The 23,329-nt window shown below is 58.1% G+C and carries 22 protein-coding genes, 1 tRNA gene and 1 pseudogene; 4 read left to right on the forward strand and 20 right to left on the reverse strand.

What is annotated here, in order from left to right:
- From CDV46_RS27540 to CDV46_RS01155, 3 genes are all read right to left on the reverse strand, one after another.
- The coding region (locus CDV46_RS27540; RefSeq protein ID WP_217896708.1) for a hypothetical protein at positions 1-1,461 on the reverse strand (1,461 nt) is incomplete at its 3' end.
- 1,122 nt (positions 1,462-2,583) lie between these two features.
- Complete coding sequence (locus CDV46_RS01150; RefSeq protein WP_087721563.1) at positions 2,584-3,855, reverse strand: hypothetical protein; 1,272 nt, start codon at positions 3,853-3,855, stop codon at positions 2,584-2,586.
- Between the two features lie 181 nt (positions 3,856-4,036).
- Entirely contained in the window at positions 4,037-4,624 is a 588-nt protein-coding gene (locus tag CDV46_RS01155) for a recombinase family protein (protein WP_087721564.1), read from the reverse strand.
- A 424-nt stretch (positions 4,625-5,048) separates the two neighbouring features.
- On the opposite strand from CDV46_RS01155, the gene CDV46_RS01160 reads away from it, so the two are divergent.
- Together CDV46_RS01160 and CDV46_RS01165 are read left to right on the forward strand one after the other, a co-directional pair.
- Positions 5,049-6,212, forward strand: coding sequence for a DNA cytosine methyltransferase (locus CDV46_RS01160; RefSeq protein WP_087721566.1), 1,164 nt, complete (start codon positions 5,049-5,051; stop codon positions 6,210-6,212).
- A 23-nt stretch (positions 6,213-6,235) separates the two neighbouring features.
- Positions 6,236-7,933 carry an ATP-binding protein gene (locus tag CDV46_RS01165; protein WP_087721568.1) on the forward strand — a complete coding sequence of 566 codons (1,698 nt, stop codon included), beginning with the start codon at positions 6,236-6,238 and terminating at the stop codon, positions 7,931-7,933.
- Between the two features lie 1,262 nt (positions 7,934-9,195).
- Here CDV46_RS01165 and CDV46_RS01170 read toward each other — a convergent pair.
- The 7 genes from CDV46_RS01170 to petA form a co-directional block, all read right to left on the reverse strand.
- Positions 9,196-10,191 carry a hypothetical protein gene (locus CDV46_RS01170; protein WP_140413266.1) on the reverse strand — a complete coding sequence of 332 codons (996 nt, stop codon included), beginning with the start codon at positions 10,189-10,191 and terminating at the stop codon, positions 9,196-9,198.
- Positions 10,192-10,660: 469 nt separating this feature from the next.
- Positions 10,661-10,736, reverse strand: a tRNA-Thr gene (locus CDV46_RS01175).
- Between the two features lie 126 nt (positions 10,737-10,862).
- Positions 10,863-11,324 (reverse strand): ClpXP protease specificity-enhancing factor, encoded by a 462-nt coding sequence (locus CDV46_RS01180; RefSeq protein WP_058376311.1) that lies wholly within the window; start codon positions 11,322-11,324, stop codon positions 10,863-10,865.
- 99 nt (positions 11,325-11,423) lie between these two features.
- Positions 11,424-12,035, reverse strand: coding sequence for a glutathione S-transferase N-terminal domain-containing protein (locus tag CDV46_RS01185; RefSeq protein ID WP_058376312.1), 612 nt, complete (start codon positions 12,033-12,035; stop codon positions 11,424-11,426).
- A gap of 83 nt (positions 12,036-12,118) precedes the next feature.
- A complete protein-coding gene (locus tag CDV46_RS01190; protein ID WP_058376313.1) occupies positions 12,119-12,838 on the reverse strand; it encodes a cytochrome c1 in 720 nt (239 codons plus the stop codon).
- Between the two features lie 29 nt (positions 12,839-12,867).
- The gene (locus tag CDV46_RS01195; RefSeq protein ID WP_087686266.1) at positions 12,868-14,253 is read right to left on the reverse strand and encodes a cytochrome b; all 1,386 of its coding nucleotides are present in this window, start codon (positions 14,251-14,253) and stop codon (positions 12,868-12,870) included.
- A 2-nt stretch (positions 14,254-14,255) separates the two neighbouring features.
- Entirely contained in the window at positions 14,256-14,870 is a 615-nt protein-coding gene (petA, locus tag CDV46_RS01200; RefSeq protein ID WP_087686267.1) for a ubiquinol-cytochrome c reductase iron-sulfur subunit, read from the reverse strand.
- A gap of 306 nt (positions 14,871-15,176) precedes the next feature.
- On the opposite strand from petA, the gene mscL reads away from it, so the two are divergent.
- Complete coding sequence (mscL, locus tag CDV46_RS01205; protein WP_058376316.1) at positions 15,177-15,623, forward strand: large conductance mechanosensitive channel protein MscL; 447 nt, start codon at positions 15,177-15,179, stop codon at positions 15,621-15,623.
- Between the two features lie 87 nt (positions 15,624-15,710).
- On the opposite strand, the gene CDV46_RS01210 is transcribed toward mscL, so the two are convergent.
- Positions 15,711-16,460 (reverse strand): Nif3-like dinuclear metal center hexameric protein, encoded by a 750-nt coding sequence (locus CDV46_RS01210; protein WP_087721571.1) that lies wholly within the window; start codon positions 16,458-16,460, stop codon positions 15,711-15,713.
- Positions 16,461-16,478: 18 nt separating this feature from the next.
- Between CDV46_RS01210 and CDV46_RS01215 the strand changes: the two are divergent.
- Positions 16,479-17,695, forward strand: a pseudogene (locus tag CDV46_RS01215) (Do family serine endopeptidase).
- A 241-nt stretch (positions 17,696-17,936) separates the two neighbouring features.
- On the opposite strand, the gene tatC reads toward CDV46_RS01215, so the two are convergent.
- From tatC to hisA, 9 genes are all read right to left on the reverse strand, one after another.
- A complete protein-coding gene (gene tatC / locus CDV46_RS01220) occupies positions 17,937-18,722 on the reverse strand; it encodes a twin-arginine translocase subunit TatC (protein ID WP_087686269.1) in 786 nt (261 codons plus the stop codon).
- A gap of 65 nt (positions 18,723-18,787) precedes the next feature.
- Positions 18,788-19,330, reverse strand: a complete 543-nt coding sequence (tatB, locus tag CDV46_RS01225; protein ID WP_087686270.1) for a Sec-independent protein translocase protein TatB — start codon at positions 19,328-19,330, stop codon at positions 18,788-18,790.
- A gap of 12 nt (positions 19,331-19,342) precedes the next feature.
- Positions 19,343-19,588 carry a Sec-independent protein translocase subunit TatA gene (gene tatA, locus CDV46_RS01230; RefSeq protein ID WP_058376321.1) on the reverse strand — a complete coding sequence of 82 codons (246 nt, stop codon included), beginning with the start codon at positions 19,586-19,588 and terminating at the stop codon, positions 19,343-19,345.
- Between the two features lie 268 nt (positions 19,589-19,856).
- Positions 19,857-20,231 carry a histidine triad nucleotide-binding protein gene (locus CDV46_RS01235; RefSeq protein ID WP_087721573.1) on the reverse strand — a complete coding sequence of 125 codons (375 nt, stop codon included), beginning with the start codon at positions 20,229-20,231 and terminating at the stop codon, positions 19,857-19,859.
- Between the two features lie 96 nt (positions 20,232-20,327).
- Positions 20,328-20,750 carry a DUF4870 family protein gene (locus CDV46_RS01240; protein ID WP_254915891.1) on the reverse strand — a complete coding sequence of 141 codons (423 nt, stop codon included), beginning with the start codon at positions 20,748-20,750 and terminating at the stop codon, positions 20,328-20,330.
- Between the two features lie 126 nt (positions 20,751-20,876).
- Complete coding sequence (locus CDV46_RS01245) at positions 20,877-21,233, reverse strand: phosphoribosyl-ATP diphosphatase (protein ID WP_058379937.1); 357 nt, start codon at positions 21,231-21,233, stop codon at positions 20,877-20,879.
- Positions 21,234-21,238: 5 nt separating this feature from the next.
- Positions 21,239-21,637, reverse strand: coding sequence for a phosphoribosyl-AMP cyclohydrolase (gene hisI / locus CDV46_RS01250; protein ID WP_058376323.1), 399 nt, complete (start codon positions 21,635-21,637; stop codon positions 21,239-21,241).
- A gap of 17 nt (positions 21,638-21,654) precedes the next feature.
- Positions 21,655-22,428, reverse strand: a complete 774-nt coding sequence (gene hisF / locus CDV46_RS01255; RefSeq protein ID WP_058376324.1) for an imidazole glycerol phosphate synthase subunit HisF — start codon at positions 22,426-22,428, stop codon at positions 21,655-21,657.
- Between the two features lie 38 nt (positions 22,429-22,466).
- Positions 22,467-23,216: a 1-(5-phosphoribosyl)-5-[(5-phosphoribosylamino)methylideneamino]imidazole-4-carboxamide isomerase gene (gene hisA, locus CDV46_RS01260; protein ID WP_087686271.1), complete on the reverse strand. Its 750-nt coding sequence runs from the start codon at positions 23,214-23,216 to the stop codon at positions 22,467-22,469.
- Positions 23,217-23,329: the final 113 nt, after the last annotated feature.

A 23,329-nucleotide genomic window follows, 5' to 3' on the forward strand; every position in this document is an offset into this window, starting at 1 on the left:
GCCGTCGCCGCCCACGCCGCCTCCGCCGCCGCCGCCCGCACTGTCGTCACCGCCTTGACCGCCCTTGATGACACCGGTCGACGCGTTGGTGACCGTTCCGGCGCCCACGAGGCTGACCCCGTTGCCGCCGGCCGCCGCCTCACCGCCCACGCCGGTCCCTGTACTGTTGCCAGCGCCGCCGCCGCGATTGCCCACGCCGCCGAGGATAGTGCCGGCGTTCGTCACGACGCCGCCGCCGTTGAGCCGGACACCGTCGCCGCCCTGCCCGCCGTCGGCGCCGACACCACCGGTAACGGTACCGGTGCCTGTACCACCGACGAAGGTCGCGCTTTGTGCGCTGCCGCCACCGCCTGTGCCGCCGTTGCCGCCGACAATCGTGCCGGTCGTCTGGTTGTTGAGTCTGCCGCTGCCGTCGATGAGCACGCCGACGCCGCCCGCGCCACCGAGCCCGCCGTTGCCGGAAACCGCAAGGGCGCCAGTGGCGAGTGCGGCGCCGCCATTTTCCCCGTTGCCACCGTTACCGCCGGTGATCATGCCGCTATTCGTTACGGTACTGCCGCCGGAAAGGGTTGCCCCATTGCCGCCCACGCCCGCGTCGCCACCGCGTCCGCCATAGGGGACCACGGCACCGTTGGCGCTGACTGACCCGCTGCCGCCACCGTTGCCACCGGCACCGCCAGTGACGACGCCTGAGGTGCCGTTCACGAAAGTGCCGCCTTGCGCCGAAACGACGGCGTCGCCCCCTGAGCCGCCTGCGCCGCCGTTCCCTGCGATGAAATTGGTGCCGTTGCCGCTGCCCGGAGAGGTCGCGTTGCCAAAGCTGCCGCCGCCGCCGCCGTTACCGCCTTGGCCACCGACGACGGTGCCGGTGTTGGTGGATTGCTGGCTGGTGGTGAGTTGCACCCCGACGCCGCCTGCACCGCCGCCGCCGCCATTGCCGCCGCCGCCGGTACCCGTGCTGTCGGTGCCGCCACCGCCGCCGCCGTTACCACCGCGTCCGCCCGCGATCGCGCCGCTGTTGGTTTGTCCGCCGGGGAGCTCGATACCGACCCCGCCCGCGCCGCCACCGCCGCCGCCCGCGCCGTTGCCGAGTGCACCGGTGACGTTTGTCGCGCCGCCGGTGCCACCGGTACCGCCGGTGCCTCCGGAAAGCCCCGGCACGCCGGAACCCGCCTGACCTGCGTCACCATTGCCGCCACCGCCGCCACCGGTGCCACCCGCACCGCCATTGCCGCCACTGCCTGCGGCGCCGGTGCCATCCACGCTCCCGCCGCCACCGCCGTTGCCGCCGGTGCCGTTGGTATTGCTCGCATCCGTCCCGGCGCCACCGTTCGGTGCCCCGGCGCTACCGCCTGCGCAGGTAACACCCGGCGCAGCGGTGCAACCACCGGTGCCGCCTGCGGCGAACGCTTGTGACATCGGGAATGTGACTAGCGCAGCGGCGCTGAGCGCGGCCGCCATTGCGGTGCGTACGGGAGATGCTAAAGCAGGGGATTGATGCGAGAGGCTCTGACTGGGTGCCACACTCATCCGCATTCGGACCGCGCGAGCGATAGCGGTGGGGGAATCGTTACGTTCGGTGCGGTCAATGCGATACAACATATCGGTTCGGCCTCCAACGTAGTTTGGATGAAAAAGTCTACCAAATTTCATTCCCTTACCGATACGTCATTTCATTCATATACAAACACTCGGATGCAGTCCGAATTTGTTTTCTCCTTTGATCGTTTTTCTTAAGATTCCAGTGATGGAAAGGCCTTAACTCCGCTAAATAGAGGCAAAAATGAACGCCGAGATTCAGCATGAATCATCAGGGCGTTGAGGCGACATGAGGTCTTGTAGGAAGGCGCCTACAGGACATTCCCTATCAAAACTGGCGGGTTGTCAGCTTCCATGCTCTGTAGTCCGAACGTTTATTCATATCGACAATATCGAATGATGTTCGGATTTTATTTTTGAAGGGAGTAATGCACCCGAGACTCCTACATCATTCGATGCAGGCGGAATATGTAGGTTAGATGTAGGGAGTGGTGGCCATTGCGGCACACTTGATATTTGATTTAATCGAGGCTTAATTAGTGTGAGGACCGACGTTCTATTTTTTTGAGGCCCCCAAAAGCAAAAGGCCCACATGCGAACATGTGGGCCTTGCTTGTTTGGTGCCGGCTACAGGAATCACCCCACACCTCTAAGCATTTGATTTTGAAGAAAAATATTTTTTACTGTCAAAAAATACCAACATAAGTACCAACAATATCCCCGGATGTTGGCGGACGACCGTGAACACTCATCACCGCGCGTCTCCATGGCACACGGCGAGGGCACGAAATTACGCCCAGCCTCCCACACCAAAAGAACAGCGTTCAGCCCACTGCCAAGCGCGTAAGACTTACAACTCCTCGCATGCGACCATCAAACTCTTGCCTCAGACGTTCATAGGTTTCCTCCGAGGTCATAGCGTCCTGGACCGGCGCAGGCTCCGCGCGCCGTACCTCTACGGAAACAAACGGCGTCCGATGCGTCGAACGCAGTTGCTCCATGAGCTCGTTGGAAGTTGGGACGTTGGGCATAGTCATGAAAACCTCACTGTGATTGCCGGACAAAGTACCTAGGGTTCAATTCGGGACTGAAGTAATGTTTGCGCTTAATCCACACCAAGCCCTCGGACTTCGTGATGACCGCAACATCCACTGGACCGCCCACGGACTGTGTACGTTGAGTCACCTTTTCCTTCAGTGATTCTAGCATGACCAGTGTTTCAGCCAGCTCCGCCATCTCGTTCGGTGGCAACCCGGAAATTACACTGTTCAGCGGGGCATAGTGCGTCTCCCACACCTGTGCCGACCACGCCTTTGCAAACTCTCCCTCAGCGGTAGCAATCAGCGTGGGGACAGTTGCCGCCGTCGCGGGAGCCAGATTCAGTCCGCTCACGAGCTGATTTACATGCACCCGAAACAACCCATTCACGGTAGACCAAACTTCGGGGGCAAACCCGGACAAAAACGTGTCGACCATGGACTTCTTCGCGAATGCTTCGATCACCGCTTCTACATCGTGATTGATCGCCTTCGACTCAACGTGCTCCACGATTAACCGATCTAACAGAAAGCCGTAGTACCTGAGCTCGGAATAGGCCGGGAAGTAATCCTTTTCGCCAAAACCGGCTACAACGATACCGGTATAGTCCGAATTAAAATTAACTTCGTAAAATCGATAGAGCGATTCTATTGCCAGTTCAGCGAATCCTTGGGTAGGGATTACGGCGGCTAAGTGCTGAAGTTGAGGCGCGCCAGCTAGGTAAGTTGCGATTTCCTGCGCCAACCATCCGGCATGATCCGCTTTCGCCTTAGCGACATCGGCGTCGACGAACGTCGGACTAAGCGGTTTGGCTGCATTTGTGGCGATTTCCGACGCAAGAAAATCGGCAATTGCCGCCTGCTGCACTGACGCGTCACCTGCATTCGCCAACACCGGCTTTTCCGACTGTGCCTTCTTCAGCAAATAGAAAAAGGAGCGGGCAGCAAGCTGCTTAAAGTGCTTCTCCCTATGTGCCGGGGGAAACAAATCCATATTGGCTCGTACGAATTCGGATAGCGCATCGGCATACTCCTGAACCGAATTTTTTACGTCGGAACCAAGGCTTGTCCGAAAGCTTTTTACAATTAGCTCCCAGGGGACATCTTGCAGTGCGGCGTTATTAAACAACATCACGCCAATAGGCGCGGTCGTAGACAGTTGGAATATTTTATTTGCACCGGACGCATAAGTTCGTTGAAGGTGTCCGTTCGCAAAAGTGCTGAACGTAACAGCGCTATCAGCAGCCAGCGCGACGGCCATGCGGTTGAGCACGGTCACTTCGCAAGTCACTTGGGGCCCCCCCGTATCGTTTTATTCATTCGAGTGCCAAATCAACTATTGCCTATATACGCAATCCCTTCAGAACAATCAAGTACTACCTACGTCCATACGGGCGCTTCTCTCCTCAGGGTACCGCTTACACCCATAGGGCACGAACGGCATATCTGAGCGTTACCGATCATTCAGCGCACGCGCGCTTGACGGTCGCCGTACCAATGCCAAACTCTTCGGCAGTCTCCCGAATACTTGCACCTCTTTCAGTCCGCCACGCCCTAATAGCTGCGTAGTCATGCGATCGCGCGCGCCCCTTGTATTTCCCTTCCGCCTTCGCGATCGCCACGCCCCGACGCTGCATCTCAGCACGATTCTTGTAATCGGCCTCCCCCTGCGCCGCCATAAATGCCAGTACGGCATCCCGGGTCGCTTTCTTGATGGGGTCTTGAGCTTTCCCGTCGAACACCATCCCGTTAAGTGTGCATTCGACGCGCACGCCGAGGTCCATCAATCGGCGCATGGTTCTGTGTAGTTCGTCATAACGGCGGCTAATTCGGTCAAGCCACCGCACAATGAGGACGCCACCGTGCCGTAAATCGTGCTCCGCTGTTCTCCACTGTTCGCGCTCGTCAGGGGCGACGTGGTAGCCGCTCACACCCTCGTCAATGAAAACATCCTTGTCCTGAACGCCATGCGCTTTGGCGTCGTCGTACTGGCTCGCTGAGGACTGCCCGTCCGTTGTCGAAATCCGGCCATAATAAAGCTTGCGCATGGCATCTTATGGATCATTTGAATATGTGGCTCAATTATAGCATGGCTCATTTTTACGGTTGATCCTATTGATCCATGCGGGAACGCCCAAATGACTGGCTCAATACGGTGTACCAAAACGAGCTATTTACGTTCAGTCACAAAAACATGGCTAACAGCACGTTGCCCTCCTGATTAACGGGGCGGGTCCCCAACGCACAGTTCCGTTATCCATCATTACTCGACATCGGTGAGTCAAGAAGAAATTCGCAATGCATGACCGCACTTGAGAATTACCGTTGCTGCGATGACGGCAGTACAGCATCTGTCGTTGTCAAAACTCGACAGATCAAATTTTTTTTGATACGCTGCCGCCGCTATGCAGGCGGCAGCGTGCAGCCCCCCCCTCGATGCGGCGAGAATATTCTCCTTCTAATTAATAGCGAATGAATAACACAAAGCCTTCCGTTATAGATTTGTTTTGCGGCTGCGGTGGCTTTTCGCTTGGTGCGGAATTGGCAGGCTTCCGATCTCTCGTGGCAATTGATATCGAACCAACACTACAATCCAGCTTTGGGAGGAATTTCCCCTCATCAAAGCCTGTAGAGGCTGATGTCTCAGATATTAATCAAACCGACTGGAGCCTGCTCATCGGCAGTAAACGGCCCGATGGGATTATTGGTGGTCCGCCTTGTCAAGGTTTTAGCCGAATTGGAAGGCGAAGCAAAAACGACCCGAGAAATACACTTATTCATCATTTTTATCGTCACGTTAATCTTCTTCAACCCAAATTCTTCGTAATGGAGAACGTGGAGGGTCTATTGGACGACGATAATATTGGGGTCTTAGAGGCTGCAATCGCGACTGTGTCGCATAGATACACCGTTTTAGGTCCGTTCGTAGTAAATGCCGCTGATTTTGGCGCGGCAACCAATCGTCGCAGAGCACTTGTAATAGGATACGACCCAAACGAGTTATTGCTTGAGCAATGTCTTTTCGATCAGGTGGCAGTCGAAAGAAAAGCTACCGTCCGAGATGCGATTTTTGATCTTCCGTCTCCAGTACCTCGCAATCCGCGAGATAAGAGTGATTTCGGCTGGGCGAATTACGAAACCAACGCCATTGCCATATCAGAATATGCTCAGGGTCTCCGCGAGCTACCTCCAGACGGTTTAGGCTGGTCCTCCGTGATAGAACGCCTATCATCGGGAATGGTGTCGGGGATGTTTGAAACACGCCATACGGCACCGGTGGAAGATCGGTATAGGTCGACCCCAAACGGAACTAGCGATCCGGTCAGCAAATCGTACCGTCTGAGTTGGGATGGGCAGTGTCCGACCATTCGTGCAGGCACCGGTTCCGAAAAGGGGGCGTTCCAGGCTGTGCGTCCGCTTCACCCGTCGGAACCCCGTGTGATTACAGTCAGGGAAGCGGCACGAATGCAAGCATTCCCGGATTGGTTCATTTTCCACCCTACTGTATGGCATAGCTTTCGAATGATTGGGAACAGTGTCTCCCCGAGTGTTTCGTTTGGGGTTTTGTCGGCCATATTTAAGAATCTAGGCCACAACGAATTAAACGCGGAACAGTTGAAACGCAGAGCTGCATAAGAAAGTTATCCGGGGAGTCGAGTATGGCAACAAAAAGATCGACGGCGTTCAATATCGACACAACGCCTAGCAAGCAGGTAATTGTAGAAAGTTTGACGCGTGACATATCAATCGATGCTTGCGTATTCGACTTGATAGACAACGCAGTAGACGCCGCAAGAAATTCGATTTTTGCGAAAAAATTAGATAACGGCAGCACTGAAGAATTACCTCTCTCATACAAAGGCTATGAGATAAAAATACAATTCAATGCCGATACGTTTTCCATACAAGACAATTGCGGTGGAATTTCAATCGCTGACCTTAAGACATCAGTCCTTAGGTTTGGCGAGAGATCAGCTCATCAGCTTGGAATTGGGGTGTTCGGCGTCGGACTGAATCGGGCGCTGTTTAAGATCGGCCGCATCAGTGAAATCGTCACGGATACAGGTATCCAGCGAGCGGAACTCACCTTAGACACGCGAGAATATCTGCACTCGGTCGGCTGGAAGCTTCCCGCAACTGAAGCCCCTACCACCGGAAAAACGAGTACCGCCATAAAAATTAGCGGGCTATCGACGGAGACTGCTCGGCGATTTGCTGACAAAAGCGAAATAGAAAAAATCGGCCTTGAAATCGGACGAATCTACAGTCGCTTCATAGAAAAAGGCTTGAAGATTTTCGTCAACCGAAAAGTGATCGAATCCCATGCCATTGAAATTCGAGAAAATGGTCCGTATGCTCCGGACAGGAAATTGTACAAAACAGAAGATGGAATTTCTATATTCCTTCACGCTGGCCAACATTCGAAGCATCGCTTTGTCGCGGAGCCAGATTACGACAAAGAGATTAACAGCCAAATCACCGATGAATTTGGCTGGACAATTTTTTGCAATGACCGCGCGGTAATCAGTCATGATCGGTCTGCAAAAACTGGCTGGTTTGCAAAATTCCACAGCGAGTTCTACGGTTTCGTTGGTGAAGTTAATTTTGTGGGTGATCCGGCGAAACTCCCTTGGACTACAACAAAAGAAGACGTCGACCTTAATAATCGAGCCTACCAAACTGCCCTCGACGATATGCGTCGTTTCGCGGAAAACTGGCGCAGCAACGCGACGGACGCGAAAAAGAAGAATAAGCAACGTATCCCGCTGAATCCACCTCCGTTGCCACCAAAAGCTCGGCCGGGCAAAAAGGAGCTGCCTGTCAGCAACCCGAAGCCCACCATCAAGAAAAAGGTGATCGAGAAAGTTGATCACCATCAGGTCGCAACGATCTTGCCTGCAGACATTGATGAGAAGCACTGCAATGATAAGCATCTTGCACTGGTGCACGAGGCCAAGCAATTAGTACTCGGGAATTTCGTTTATTCCGGCCTTGTCTTGATGAGGATTCTTTTCGAGGCGACTGTTGTTACCTATCTGATTCGCCACAATGCTTTTGATGCCTTTAGTGAAGCTATAAAAAAAGAGCGTGAAAAAGATAAGAAACTTAGCGTGCCGACTGGAAACTCGAGTATTCTCCCGAGCTTGGACGAGGCACTCACGTATCTCACCAAAAATCCGAACATCTTTGGGGCGGGAAAGGATCAGTATTTGAAGCACAGCCTAACCAGAATGCAGCATCATAAGAAGATGCTCAATAGTGCTGCGCATAATGCTTATCAACCAATTAATAGATCGGAGGCTCTTCAGATTCGGGATGAAATCCTCCCTATTTTGCGTCACCTCATAGAGAACTAACGAAGGCGGTCGAGTACGCAAGCAGTCCAACTATCGGCCATTGCGGGCGTTCAATCACATCGATCTAACCTCGCGATAAACCAATCCGCAAGCATGAGTTGGTGCCGACACTTTTGGCGATCATGTCACCAGCGTGCGAACTGCTGCCGGTGATGCCCCGACTATTATCCTGATAAGTTCGGCCTTAAATACCACTTAAGAAAGGGCTTCCATAGGTTCTACCCGAGCCGTACCGTGGGCCACGTCAGTATTCCCGCTGTCATCAACAAGGTACTCAAACCGTGGTCATCCGCCGGAACTAGTGCATAAAAATCACGCGGAAGCGGACGTTGTTAGCTAGTCAGCCGCGACCAGGCCGTTGCTAGCTCGCTGGTTGTTTGCGAGCATTGGGCTGCTGCCGGTTACATTGTCCACCTTAACTTGGTGTCCATTAAACCGGCAGCAGCCCACATCGCCGTGATCCGGCCGTCGAGAACGGACTTTGTCCGCGTGCAGTTGCGCCCCCTCTCATCCACTTCGGGCCGCCTGCGCGGTGTGCGCTTTGATGTCCAATACTCCAGCTCCAGCCAGATATGCCCCGTACGGCCAGTTGAGTGAACCGCCGTGGCGTTCGGCAGCACTCAGAAGTGTAGTCTCATGGCAAGAGCCATTCAGCAAAGTTGAGGGCGTGGTGCTCGGTCCGCGTGAATGTTACGGTGTCCGAGTATCCATCAATCCCGACGACTGCCACTGCGCCCGATGAGCGCCCATGCATGCAGACTAACGTTGATGTGATGTCTCGATCGGAAACCACCGCTTCGTGGTAGGCATGACGTTCAACATGATATGTTTCCCCGCAAGTCAGCGTGCACTTTCGCTGAATAGTTGCTTTGACTCGCGCGGCGGTCTTGCGGAGAGTGTTCGACGTTGCTGCGGCGTATCGATCGCCACCATAGCTAACCTCGTAGAGCGGTTGGTCACCAGTCGCGGCTGTCGCGACGTTGTATAGGACATTGGTAATCTGCCCTTTGAGGATTCGGCTTTCTACATGGCAATTGTGCGTGTGGATGAACGCAGGCATTCCACTCACGGCCCTAGGCCCTCGGGGCCAGAAATGCAGGCGCCACTCCTCCGTCTCGGTACGCCCTAGAAGCACGACAAAAAATCCATGTGGATGAATCAGACAAGTAGGATTCTCCCGCACCAGCCACGTCATAACGGCTGCTCGAAGCGTTGGCAGCGGCTCTGCTCGAACCCGGTTCCATTCCAGAGGGAAGCCGATGTTAGCGAGCATAGGGTGATGCAGATTTCATTGCCTGCATGGCCTGTGCTTCTAAGCTCTCAATAAGGGCACTCTTGCCGAACATAGCGAGGAGCGTTGTCGGCAATCCGCTATCACCGTCCAGGGTAACGCGGTACGCTTCGTCGCGTATCCAGGCAAATTCGTTAACGAACGCGGAAAAATCGCGGTGACTACGCAGATAGCGAGAGGCGGCGTCCTTTGGGTCCTCACGAGTGACCAGCAACTCGTCTGATGAGCCGTCGATGCGGAAAGTCGACAGACGCCCACTCAGAAATAGGTGGATGTCAATCAGTCCGAGATTTTGTCGCGAGACTTCAATGAGGGTGAGGATGGTCGCTAGCACCTCTTGTTGAACGTAGCGGGTGTCCCAGGACTTATGATCAAACGACGACGCTTTGCGATATATTGCATATTTGTCGCAGACGGTTTCGTTGCGAAAATCGAGCAGGACAACCTCCACTCGAATTGGGAGCCGGTTCTGGCGAGCTTGCCTCTCTAAAATCGGAAGAATTACCGCCCTAAAGTGCCTGCCGGTGCGCACGAAGATTTTGTAATCGGTAGCCTTCTTCGCGATGCCCTCTAAAGCCTGACCGATGTCTTTCGGCAGCAAAACAGTGGTCGCTGCGAGGTCATTCGGGTCGACAAAGAAATAAAGAAGGTACAGCCCCGAGGCAAGTGCAAAGACACCGCCTGCAACGATGGAAATAAATAGGCTGTTTACGGCGGCCCAGACAGGCGTGTTTGGAGCGTATAAGGCTATCGCGAGGATGCCGAAGACGCCAATTACGAGCAGTAAACAGGAAAAGAACAGAAAGCTCCGTCGCTGCGACGGCGAACTCAGGACACCGTATAAAGACATGGCGAATCGGCGATCGTATGAATGAGATTGGTATTTTGGACGAACGCAAAAATGATGATGCGGCTGGTGGTTTATGGCAAGCATCATCAAAATACTCGCATTCATCAGGTGAACCACGGTACAACTCGTGCCTGAGGCCATCTACATCTCGAAAGGGCATTTGCAGTGATGCGCCGCACTTGCCGCACTTTTAATCGTTGAGCCCACCGCGGAGAACATTTTGAACGTGCCGAAACCTGCGGAGATTTTTTCTTGGGCACCGCCGAGTATGCGCTTGAATTATCTTGTGTTACCGCTGAACGCCGTGCAATTGACGCAGGGTGACCCATTCGGGTGGACGTGTGGAGGTACATTCCCCCGCCATCGGTCAATTTGTATGGTTCCGCGGTGGGCCGGGCGTTGCGAGCGGCAGTATCTGTGAGGGGCATGAGTAGATACCAACACTTCGTTTTTGGTACCAACCAATATACCAGCAAGATTTTCGGCGGTCGTCGGACGGCCTCGGACGTAGAAAAACAAAAAACCCCGGGAAATCGTTGATTTCTCGGGGTTTTTGAAGCTCATCGGACTTCGATGAACTTAAATATGGTGCCGGCTGCAGGACTCGAACCCGCCACCTGATGATTACAAATCAACTGCTCTACCAGATGAGCTAAGCCGGCGAAGTCGCACATTGTAACCGATTCATTGGCTATTGCGACTACCTGTCAGTGCAAAATTCCTCACAACCGCGTCCGTTTGGGGAACCGCTCAAAGAGCACTTCCCCATCCGCACACGACGCCGTGAATTACTTCACCACTTTCAGGTGTCCACGCGGGGCATTGCTGCCAGCCGCGCCATTGCCGCCAGGACGTGGCGGCTCCGGATCGTCCTCGTCAGACTCCGGCGACGACGGTACCGATTCCAACTCCGGTCCCGCATCCGCCTGTGCCTGCTTGTCGACCGGGAAGGCCATTCCCTGACCATTCTCGCGGGCATAAATCGCCAGCACGTTCGGCACCTGCACCTCAACCTTCTGCGAGATGCCGCCGAAGCGGGCGCTGAATTCAATCCAGTCGTTGCCCATCTGGAGTCCGCTCGTGGCATCGAAGCTGATGTTCAGCACGATCTCGCCATCTTTCACAAACTCGCGCGGGACTCGCGTCTTGGCATCGACATGCACGGCCAGATACGGCGTGTACCCGTTATCGGTACACCACTCGTACAGCGCGCGCAGTAAATAGGGCTTGGTAGACGTTTCAGGAGGCATAAGACATTTCGTCCCCCCTTGGCCAGCCAGCCCGCCAACTTCGGCAGGCCGGCCCGCGCCAGCGGGGTATCGACGCATTCGCGACGTAATAACGCCGTATTAACGACGCATGACCTTTTCGGACGGCGTCAGCGCTTCAATGTACGCCGGACGGCTGAAAATACGCTCGGCATACTTCATCAACGGGGCAGCATTCTTCGACAACTCAATGCCGTAGTGATCCAGACGCCACAGCAGCGGCGCAATCGCCACGTCGAGCATCGAGAACTCTTCGCCCAGCATGTACTTGTTCTTCAAGAAGATCGGTGCAAGCTGCGTCAGACGATCACGAATCGATTGGCGAGCGGCCTGATGGGCCTTCTCGGCCGCACGGCCCTTGTCGTTCTCAAGCGTGCTCACGTGCACGAACAACTCTTTCTCGAAGTTGAACAGGAACAGGCGCGCACGCGCACGCTGCACCGGGTCTGCCGGCATCAACTGCGGATGCGGGAAACGCTCGTCAATGTACTCATTGATGATGTTCGATTCGTACAGAATCAGGTCGCGTTCAACAAGAATCGGCACCTGACCGTACGGATTCATCACCGCAATGTCTTCCGGCTTGTTGAACAGGTCGACGTCACGGATCTCAAAATCCATGCCTTTTTCGAACAGAACCAGCCGGCAACGCTGGGAGAAGGGGCAGGTCGTGCCCGAGTACAAAACCATCATAGCGCGTCTTCCTTAAAAACCAACGGGGCCGGGGTGGGAAACCGACGCTTCCCTGACCCTGGCCCCGTCGTACAGACGTTATTTTACTTCACGTCCTTCCAATAGGCCGCATTCAGGCGCCAGGCAAGCACCGTAAAGAGTCCCAAGAACAACAAAACCCAGACGCCAAGCTGCCTGCGCGTACGCTGCGCCGGCTCCGACATCCAATCCAGATAAGATACCAGATCAGCCATGGCAGAATCGAATTCCACCGGTTTCATCGTCCCTTGAGTGATCTGCACGAACTGTGCCGGGCCATGCTCCGCGCCCTCCACATGCTTCAATCCACGCTGTCCCTGCAACTGCCAGAACGGGTTCGGCATGCCCACATTCGGGAACGCCACGTTGTTCCAGCCCGTCGGGCGCGCATCGTCACGATAGAACGTGCGCAGGTACGTATACAGCCAGTCCGTCCCCCGCGCACGCGCCTCCACCGACAAATCCGGCGGCGCCGAACCGAACCAGTCCTTCGCATCCGCCGCACGCATCGCCACGGTCATCGTCTCGCCAATCTTGTCGGTCGTGAAAAGCAGATTGTTCTTGATCTCCGCTTCCGATAACCCAAGATCCTTGAGACGCGAATACCGCATCGATGCCGCCGAGTGGCAATTCAGACAGTAATTCACGAAAAGCTTGGCCCCGCGTTGCAGCGACGCCAGGTCGTCCACGCGGTTGGGCGCCGTATCGAGCGGCCCGCCCTCTTCCGCCATGGCCGGCGCCACAAAACCGCTGAGGAGCGCCAGGATGAGCAACAGTTTTTTCATCTTGATATCCCTAGTCGACTTGAGTGCGCTCAATGCGCCGCGAAGGTGACGCGCTCGGGCACCGGCTTGAACGTGCCGCGTTTGCTCCAGATCGGCATCAGCCAGAAGAATCCGAAGTAATACAGCGCGCCGATTTGCGAGACCGCAGTCTTCACGGGCGTCGGCTCCTGGATACCCAGGTAACCCAGCACAGCAAAGATGACGACGAGGATACCCAACAACACCTTATGAAATCCCGGACGGTACCGGATCGACTTCACCGGGCTCTGGTCCAGCCACGGCAGGAAGAACAGCGTCACCACCGCGCCGCCCATCACCACCACGCCCCAGAACTTGGCTTCGATCAGGAACATCGCCAACAACAGCAACACCACGCCGCCGGAACCCGCCACCTTGGTGGTGGCCGCTGCGCGACCCTTGATCCACCACACCGCCGCGACGATCACCGTCAACGCCATCAGGATGTGCTTGAAGTCATCGGTCGTGGCCCGCAGCATCGAGTAGAACGGCGTGAAGTACCAGACCGGTGCGATGTGCGGCGGCGTCTTGAGCGAGTCGGACGGGATGAAGTTGTTCGCTTCGAGGAAGTACCCGCCCATCGTCGGCGCAAAGAACACGATCGCCGAGAACACCATCAGGAACACACCCACACCCATGATGTCGTGCACGGTGTAGTACGGGTGGAACGGAATGCCGTCGAGCGGCCGGCCGTTGGCGTCCTTCTTGTCCTTGATCTCGATACCGTCGGGGTTGTTCGAACCCACTTCGTGCAACGCAATGATGTGCGCCACGATCAGGCCGATCAGCACCAGCGGGATCGCAATCACGTGGAAGGCGAAGAAGCGGTTGAGCGTCGCGTCCGACACCACATAGTCGCCACGAATCCACAGCGACAGATCGGGGCCGATGAACGGAATTGCCGAGAAGAGGTTCACGATCACCTGTGCGCCCCAGTACGACATCTGACCCCACGGCAGCAGATAACCGAAGAACGCCTCGGCCATCAGGCATAGGAAGATCAGACACCCGAACACCCACACCAGCTCACGCGGTTTGCGGTACGAACCGTACAACAGCCCGCGGAACATGTGCAGATACACCACCACGAAGAACATCGACGCACCCGTGGAGTGCATGTAGCGGATGAGCCATCCCCATGGCACCTCGCGCATGATGTATTCGACCGACGCAAACGCAAGGTTGGCGTCCGGCTTGTAGTTCATCACCAGGAAAATGCCGGTGACGATCTGAATCACCAGCACCAGCATCGCCAGCGATCCGAAGAAATACCAGAAGTTGAAGTTTTTAGGGGCGTAGTACTCGGAAGCGTGATCTTTCCAAAGCTGTGTCAGCGGGAAGCGGCGATCGATCCAGCCCAGCAAGCCCGTCGTGTCGACCTGTTTGTCGGCGGCCATGGTTACGCTTCTCCTTTTTCGTCTTTACCGATCACGAGCCGGGTGTCGTTCACGAACATGAAACGAGGAACGTCGAGATTCTTCGGTGCCGGCTTGTTCTTGAACACGCGGCCCGACATGTCGTACGTGGAACCATGGCACGGGCACAGGAAGCCCGGGTCGTGCCCCAATGCTGGGATGGTATTGGCGTCGTAAGGACCCGATGGAATGCAGCCCAGATGGGTGCAGATGCCGACCACAACGAGCAGATCCTTATGCTCGGCACGCGCCCGGAACGCGTTCTTGCAATACTCGGGCATCGGGTAGGAGAACGTCTCCTTGGAGTCCGGATCAGCGAGTTCGCCCGTCACTTTGGACAGCGAATCCATTTCCGCCGGCGTGCGGCGCACGATCCACACCGGCAGACCACGCCACGCCACGGTCATCTTCTCACCGGGCTTGAGATTACTGATATCGGCCTCGACCGGCGCACCGCCCGCCTTGGCTCGCTCAGAGGGTTCCAGAGAACTGACGAAAGGAACAAGTGTTGCAACGCCGCCCACGCCTCCAGCTACGGACGTTGCAATCAGCAGATTCCGGCGGCTACTGTCGACGGCCTTTTCTTGATTGTCACTCATCACAAGCCCCACACGGTTGATTTGATATTTCCGTCAACCTTAAATCATACGCGAGCGTAAATGCCTGAAACAACGGCAAAACGCCCCAGTCTCCTAGTGGTTTTCGCGTATTTTCAAAGGATTAACGTACCCTGCGGGCGGCTGATGCTCACCCGGGGTTTCGCTTCTGGGATGCTGCACGAGAGTCGCTATGATCGCCGCTTTCGTTGACGCGTGCACGACATTTAGTCATCATTTTCCCTGTCTCACCCCGGTGACAGCTACTGTGCGCGCCCCCGGCCCTCATTAAAACAGCGGAGGAATGGCATGAGCTTCATGTCGGAATTCAAGGAATTTGCCGTCAAAGGCAATGTGGTCGATCTGGCCGTCGGTGTGATCATCGGCGCGGCATTCGGCAAGATCGTCGACTCGGTCGTCAAAGACCTCATCATGCCGATTGTCGGCGCCATCTTCGGTGGCCTCGACTTCTCGAGCAAATTCATTCTGCTCGGCGCCATCCCGCCCGACTTCAAGGGCAACCCCACGTCGTACGCCGATCTGACCAAGGCCGGCGTTGCCGTCTTCGGTTACGGCAACTTCATCACGGTCGCCATCAACTTCATCATTCTGGCGTTCATCATCTTCATCATGGTCAAGCAGATCAACCGCTTGAAGCGCCCGGCCCCGGAAGCCCCGGCGGCACCGGCCCCGACGCCGGAAGACATCGTTCTGCTGCGCGAAATCCGCGACAGCCTCAAGAAGCAGAACGGCTGAGCTTTCTTGCCCTGTCCGCCAGCCACCCGCGCAGCGCGGTGGCTGGCCTTCGACACTGCCCCAACGCCGCCCCCGATTCAGACCGACTCAGACCGGATTAGGCATGTCGAAGAATTTGTGTTCGAGGCCGAAACGTTCGGCGACATGTTCGCCAACCGCTCTCGCCCCGCCGCGCTCCGTGGCGTGGTGCCCTGCCGCCAGATAGCCCACGCAGCACTCGTGTGCGAGGTGGGTGGTCGGTTCGGACACTTCGCCGCTGATGTAGACGTCCGCCCCTGCTGCAATGGCGGCGTCGAAGAAGCCCTGCGCGCCCCCAGTGCACCACGCGACGCGACGGACCACGCGATCGGGCGCCCCCAGCATGAGCGGTGTGCGACCCAGTGTCGCTTCGACATGCGCGGCGAGTTCGGCCAAAGTCGTGGGCTGCGCGGGCTTGCCGAGCCATCCGAGCTGATCGGGGCCGAAACGCCCGCCATCGTCGGCGAATCCCAACAGTTTGCCGAGCTGCGCGTTGTTGCCCAACTCAGGGTGTGCGTCGAGTGGCAGATGGAAGGCGAACAGGTTGATGTCGTTGCCGATCAGCAAGCCAAGGCGACGGCGTTTCATCCCCACAACACGCGCATCTTCGTTCTTCCAGAAGTAGCCGTGATGGACGATGACCGCGTCAGCGCCCCAGTCACGTGCCGCTTCGAGAAACGCCAGGCTGGCGGTCACGCCGCTGGCGATTTTGCGGATCTCATCGCGCCCTTCAACCTGTAGGCCGTTGGGGCAGTAATCGCGAAATTGCGCGATTTGCAGGGTATCGTTCAGATACAATTCGAGTTCAACACGATTCATATAAGGTCTCGCTCTTTCATGCTCAGACGCTTCTGGCTACTGTTCGCGCAAGCGGTCACCGTGCTGCTTGCGTTGCTCTTCATCATTGCCACGCTCAAGCCGCAGTGGTTGCAACGCCAGGGTTCGTTCGGCAAACAGTTGGCCAACCCGATCATCGCCCTTCAGGAAGTCGCTCCCAGCCTGTCGGACAAGCCGGCTACCGGCTCTTACGCCGACGGCGCGCAAAAGGCCATGCCCGCGGTCGTCAGCATTTTTCCAGCAAGGAACAAAAGCAGAATCGCGACCCGCGCCTTGATGACCCGCTGTTCCGTTACTTCTTCGGCGACGGCGGCGGCACGGTGCGGCAAGACCCGGTCTCGAGCCTCGGCTCGGGCGTGATCGTCAGCAGTGAAGGCTATATTCTCACGAATCATCACGTGGTGGACGGCGCCGACGAGATCGAAGTCGCCCTCGCCGATGGCCGCAAAGCCCGCGCGAAACTCGTCGGCAGCGACCCCGAGACCGATCTGGCCGTGCTCAAGATCACGCTGGACAACCTGCCCGCCATCACGCTCGGCCGCATGGATCAGGTGCGCGTCGGCGACGTGGTGCTCGCCATCGGGAACCCGTTCGGCGTCGGCCAGACGGTGACAATGGGCATCATCAGCGCGCTCGGCCGGAATCACCTCGACATCAGCACGTTCGAGAACTTCATCCAGACGGATGCGGCGATCAACCCCGGTAACTCCGGTGGCGCACTGGTCGACGTGAACGGCAATCTACTCGGCATCAACACCGCGATTTACTCGCGCAGCGGCGGCAACATGGGGATCGGCTTCGCCATTCCGGTGTCGACGGCGCGCACGGTGCTCGAGAGCATCATCACCAGCGGCACGGTCACGCGCGGCTGGGTCGGTGTCGAGCCGCAGGACATCACGTCCGATATCGCCGAGTCGTTCGGCTTGCAGCAGGACTCGGGCGTGATCATCGCCGGCGTCGTGCAAGGCGGGCCGGCGGACAAGGCTGGCGTGCAACCGGGCGATATCCTGACCAAGGTCAACGACGAGTCGATCCGCGACACGACCGAGTTGCTCAACGTGATCGCGCAGATCAAGCCGGGTACGCAGGCGAAGATCCACGTCACACGCAAGAAGAAGGATATGGACCTGACCGTGACCATCGGCAAGCGTCCGCCGCCGCCCAAGCGCCCCGCGCAGGACGACGACGACAGCAACGACGAGAACGGCGCCGACTGACGGCAAGCTGGGGTCCACGCCCCGGCGTTGGAAGGACAAAACGGCTGCGCTTCGGCGCGGCCGTTTTTGTTTGGCCGACGCGTTTGTCCGACGCGTCTGTCCGCCGCGTTTTGCATCGCCACGGGCTTCGCACCGGATTGGCATGGGTAATAAAAAAGCACGGGACGCAGCCCGTGCTTTTTTATTACTCGTGGGGACTCACACCTTCGTCACGTCGTCACGTTGTTATGTCGTCACGTCGTTACGGCGTTGCCTGCCCGTTCTCTTTCTCTTCGTTCGGGTGTCCTTGCTTGACGAAGATCCGTGCGGCGATCAGGCCAAGTTCGTAGAGGATACAGAGCGGGATGGCCAGCATCAGCTGCGAGAGCATGTCCGGCGGCGTCACCACGGCGGCGAGCACGAAGGCACCAACGATCACGTACGGGCGAATCTGCTTGAGCTTCTCGATGCTCACGACGCCCATGCGCGCCAGCACCACCACGACCACCGGCACTTCGAAGGTCACCCCGAAGCATAGGAACATGGTCAGAACAAAACTCACGTAATTGTCGATATCGGTATTCATCTCCGCGCCCAGCGGCGCGTTGTAATGCGCCATGAAGTGGAACACGGTCGGGAACACCAGAAAGTATGCGAACGCCATGCCGATCAGGAACAGCGAGTAACTGCTCACTACCAGCGGAAACACCAGCTTCTTCTCGTGCTGATAAAGCCCCGGTGCGACAAACGCCCATGCCTGATACAGCACGATGGGGAGCGCGATCACGAACGCGACCATCATCGTGACCTTCATCGGGACGAAGAACGACCCGGTGATGTCGGTGACGATCATCTTGCCGCCAGCGGGCAGCGATTGCGTCAGCGGGCGCGAGAGCAGGCGGAAGATGTCCGGCGCCCAATACACCAGCGAGAGGAACACCACGATCACCGCCGCACCCGCGCGAATGATGCGGTTGCGCAGCTCGATCAGGTGCGAGATGAAAGTCTCTTCGGTGCCCCCGTCAGGGGTTTGCTTGTCGTCGCTCACGTCGACTTATCCAGGAATGAGGCCGGTACGGCGCAAGGTGGCGGGAAGTAAGGTGCGCACGCGCCTCAGAAGAACTTGACGGGCCGGCGCAGCTTGGCCGGCGTATGCCGCGCGACCCGCGCCGCGCCCGACTGCACTTTCGTGCGCGTGGCGCTGGCCTGCTTGAACCACACCGGCGTTGCATTGCGGCGCACGCGCCAGTTGCGGCGCTTGGTCGACGCACGAATGCCGGACGTGACGACCGGCTCGGCGAGGTAGCTGTCGGAGTAGCCGGTCGCGGCATCGGTGCCACCCCCGGCCATCTCGCTGGACGACGTGCCCGTGGCGCTGGCCCAGGCCTCGTTGAGCGAGGACTCCTGCTCATTCAGATGTTTCTGAACCGTGCTCTGGGCGCTGCGAGCCGCGTTCTCGAACTCGCTTCGCATGTTGCGAAGTTCGTCGAGCTCCATCTCGCGGCCCACCTCGGCCTTCACATCGTTGATGTAACGCTGGGCGCGGCCAAACAGCGCACCCGCCGTGCGTGCCACCTTCGGCAGACGCTCGGGACCGATCACGACCAGCGCCACAACGCCGATCAACATCAGTTTGGAAAGGCCGAGATCGATCATGTCGACGCCGACTTAGCCTTGCTTGTTGTTGCTCGCGTCCTTGGCCTGCACGTCGATGGTCGTCGAATCGCGCAGTTCCTTGGCCGTCATCGGGTCTTCCTTGGCAGCCGGGGCGCTTTCGCCTTCCTTCATGCCATCCTTGAAACCCTTGACCGCACCGCCCAGATCGCTGCCCATGTTACGCAGCTTCTTGGTGCCAAAAACCATCATCACGATCACCAGCACGATCAGCCAGTGCCAAATACTCAACGAACCCATGACCACTCTCCTTGCGTGATTCGCCCTCGTCGCCTGGCGGCGAGGGTCTTATCGGACGATCCCGCCCGATGCATTGTATTTGCCCGTGTGAGCGCGGCAATGTGCCCCATTGTGGCACATCGGGCGTCACGTCCAGCATCGTAACCGCGTCAGACGCCGGGTAGAAATAAATGTTTCGTGAAACCTTTCCCGATGCGGCACTAGCGCACTGTGAACCGGCGATCTGCGGCAATTTTCCGCATCCCGCCGGGGCTTCACGTCATTTGCCTCACATGCGCTTCCACGGCCGCGGCCCGGCCAGAATATGCATGTGAAGATGATAAACCTCTTGTCCGCCGCCCGGGCCGTTGTTCACGACCACGCGGAAGCCGTTGCCGTCGACGTTCTCAGGGTCGCCGTCGTAGGCGTAACCCTGCTCGGCAGCGAGCTTCGGCGCGAGCAGCAGCATCTTGCCGAGCAATGCCTGGTCTTCCGGCTGGGCATCCTGCAACGTGGCGATGTGCTTGCGCGGCACCATGAGCAGGTGCAGGTCGGCAGCCGGATTTATGTCCTTGAACACAATCACGTCGTCATCGGTGTACACCTGCGTGCTCGGGATCTGCCCGGCGACGATTTTGCAGAAGATACAGTTGTCGTGCGTCATGCGGATGTCTTCCTCTCCAATGTCTCAAAGGGAGTGACCCAAAGGGAGTGCCCCAAATCGACGGCCTCGATCAATCGGGGCCGCCTGCGTCAGCGATCAGGTGCGCGCCGCGTACATGGGCTTGTTGTCGTTCAGGTAGAGCCAGCCCTTCACGATCCGGTACAGCGTCCAGATGCCGAGCACCCAGAGAATCGCGAAGCCGACCATCACCACCGCCAGCGCCACGCCCAGCACGCCCCACAGCACCGACCACCAGAAGGTGCGGATCTGCCACGTGAAGTGCGACGCGTAGAGCGTGCCGACGGCATCGTCACGCTTGATGTAGTTGATGATGATCGCCACGATGGCTGTGACGCCGCCGGTGAGCCAAAACAGGGCGTACAGGGCGTAGAGCACGTGCGTGAGCTTGCGCAGCGCGCGCTCCTGCTCGGTCGTGGGCGGATTGACGACGTAAGGATTGCCGGCGTTGCCGGTGCTGCCGGAAGGGTTGGTCGTACCGGGGGTCTGCGGATCGTTCATGGATGGTCTCCCTCGCGTCTGCCGGCGTGATGCGCCGGCATGTCGAATCGGTACAGTGTGTGCGGCGCTCAGTGCAGGTGTGCCGGCGTGCAGGCCGTTGATGCCGGCACGCCAGACTGCCCCGGATCAGTCGGCGTGTTCGCCGCGCGTGCCCCGCTGAGCCTTTTCCGTCAGCCCCGAGAGGCCTTCACGGCGCGCCAGCTCGGCGAGCACTTCGTCCGGGCTCAGGTCGTGGTGCGCGAGCAGCACCATGCAGTGGAACCACAGATCGGCTGTCTCGTTGACCAGCTTCTGGCGCAGATTGTCTGCGCCGCCGATGCGGATGTCCTTGGCGGCGAGCACCACTTCGGTGGCTTCTTCGCCGATCTTCTTGCAAATCGCGTCGTCACCCTTGTGGAACAGGCGCGCGACGTACGATTTGTCCGGATCGCCGCCACGACGCGAGGCGATCACTTCGGCAACACGCGCAAGCGTATCGTTCATGGTGCTCACTTATAGATCTTGTGCGGGTCTTTGAGCACCGGCTCGACAGTGGCCCATTGGCCGTCGTCGACAGTGCCCTCGAACTTCTGGAAGAAGCAGGAGTGGCGGCCGGTATGGCACGCAATGCCGTCGATCTGCTCGACCTTGAGCAGCACCACGTCTTCGTCGCAATCGAGGCGGATCTCGTGCACCTTCTGCACGTGGCCCGACTCTTCGCCCTTGTGCCACAGGCGTTTGCGCGAGCGCGAGTAGTAGACGGCTTCGCGGGTCTCGACCGTGCGCGCGAGCGCTTCACGGTTCATCCACGCGAACATCAGCACGTCGTTGCTGCCGACTTCCTGCGCGATCACGGGCACGAGGCCCTGCGCGTCCCAACTTACCTTGTCCAGCCAGTCTTGCGTCATGATCCGTTGATTCCCGTTCAGAGCCGCACCGAAATGCCCTTGTCGGCCATGAAGCGCTTGGCTTCGCCGACGGTGTGCTCGCCGTAATGGAAGATGCTGGCGGCGAGGACGGCGTCGGCATGGCCTTGCGTCACGCCGTTGGCCAGATCGGCCAGCGAACCCACGCCGCCCGAGGCGATCACGGGGATGCTCACGGCGTCCGACACGGCGCGCGTGAGCGCCAGATCGAAGCCGCTCTTGGTGCCGTCGCGGTCCATGCTGGTGAGCAGAATCTCGCCCGCGCCCAGCTCGGCAATCTTCTTCGCCCAAGCCACGACATCGAGCCCAGTGGCCTTGCGGCCGCCATGCGTGAAGACTTCCCAGCGCGGCGTTTCGCCGTCCGCCGAGACGCGCTTGGCGTCGATCGCCACGACGATGCACTGCGCACCGTGCTTGGCCGACGCGTCGGCGATCAGTTGCGGATTCGCCACAGCCGACGAGTTCATGCTGACCTTGTCGGCACCGGCGTTGAGCAGCCGGCGCACGTCGGCGACTTCGCGCACGCCGCCACCCACCGTCAACGGAATGAACACCTGCGCCGCCACCGATTCGATGATCGGCAGAATCAGGTCGCGCCCGTCGGAGGTGGCCGTGATGTCGAGAAACGTCAGTTCGTCGGCGCCCTGCTCGTCATAGCGGCGGGCAATTTCGACGGGGTCGCCCGCGTCGCGCAATTCAACGAAATTGACACCCTTGACCACTCGGCCAGCCGTCACGTCCAGGCACGGGATGATGCGTTTAGCGAGAGCCATGATGTTGGCACACGAGACGGCCACAGCCGTGAGCTCGCTTATGCCGCTCCTTGGGAAAGCTCGTCTGCGCGCGTTTGCGCCGACGAGAAATTCAGGTCGCCCGAGTAGATCGCGCGACCGCAGATGACGCCTTCGACGCCCTCGTTCTGCACGTCGCACAGCGCATCGATGTCACCCAGATTCGACAGACCGCCGCTGGCGATCACCGGCACCGTCACAGCCTGCGCGAGACGCACGGTCGCTTCGATGTTGATGCCTTGCAGCATGCCGTCACGGCCGATGTCGGTGTAGATGATCGACTCGATACCGTAATCTTCGAACTTGCGCGCGAGATCCACGACTTCGTGACCGCTCAGCTTGCTCCAGCCATCGGTCGCCACTTTGCCGTCCTTGGCGTCGAGGCCCACGATGATGTGCCCGCCGAAGGCGCTGCAAGCGTCCTTCAGGAAGCCGGGGTCCTTCACCGCCGCCGTGCCGATGATCACGTACGACAGACCGTCGTCGAGATAGCGCTCGATGGTGTTCAGGTCGCGAATGCCGCCGCCCAGCTGGACGGGGATGTCTTGACCCACTTCCTGGATGATGGAGCGGATGGCAGCCTCGTTACGCGGCTTGCCAACGAATGCGCCGTTCAAGTCCACCAGATGGAGGCGGCGTGCACCCTGCTCGACCCAATGTCGGGCCATGGCAGCGGGGTCCTCCGAGAAAACAGTGGCTTGATCCATGTCGCCTTGTTTAAGGCGTACACATTGACCGTCTTTAAGGTCGATGGCCGGGATGAGCAGCATAGGCAATCGTGAAACGTCGCTAGTGGGAAGTAAAAGGAATTCGCGAAAAACGCGGACAACGCAAAACCGATCCCTGCCCTGCAAGGCGCCGGCACGTCGGGATCGGAATATTC

The sequence above is a fragment of the Pandoraea sp. PE-S2T-3 genome (genome assembly GCF_002179965.1).
In the GTDB taxonomy this organism is placed as follows: domain Bacteria; phylum Pseudomonadota; class Gammaproteobacteria; order Burkholderiales; family Burkholderiaceae; genus Pandoraea.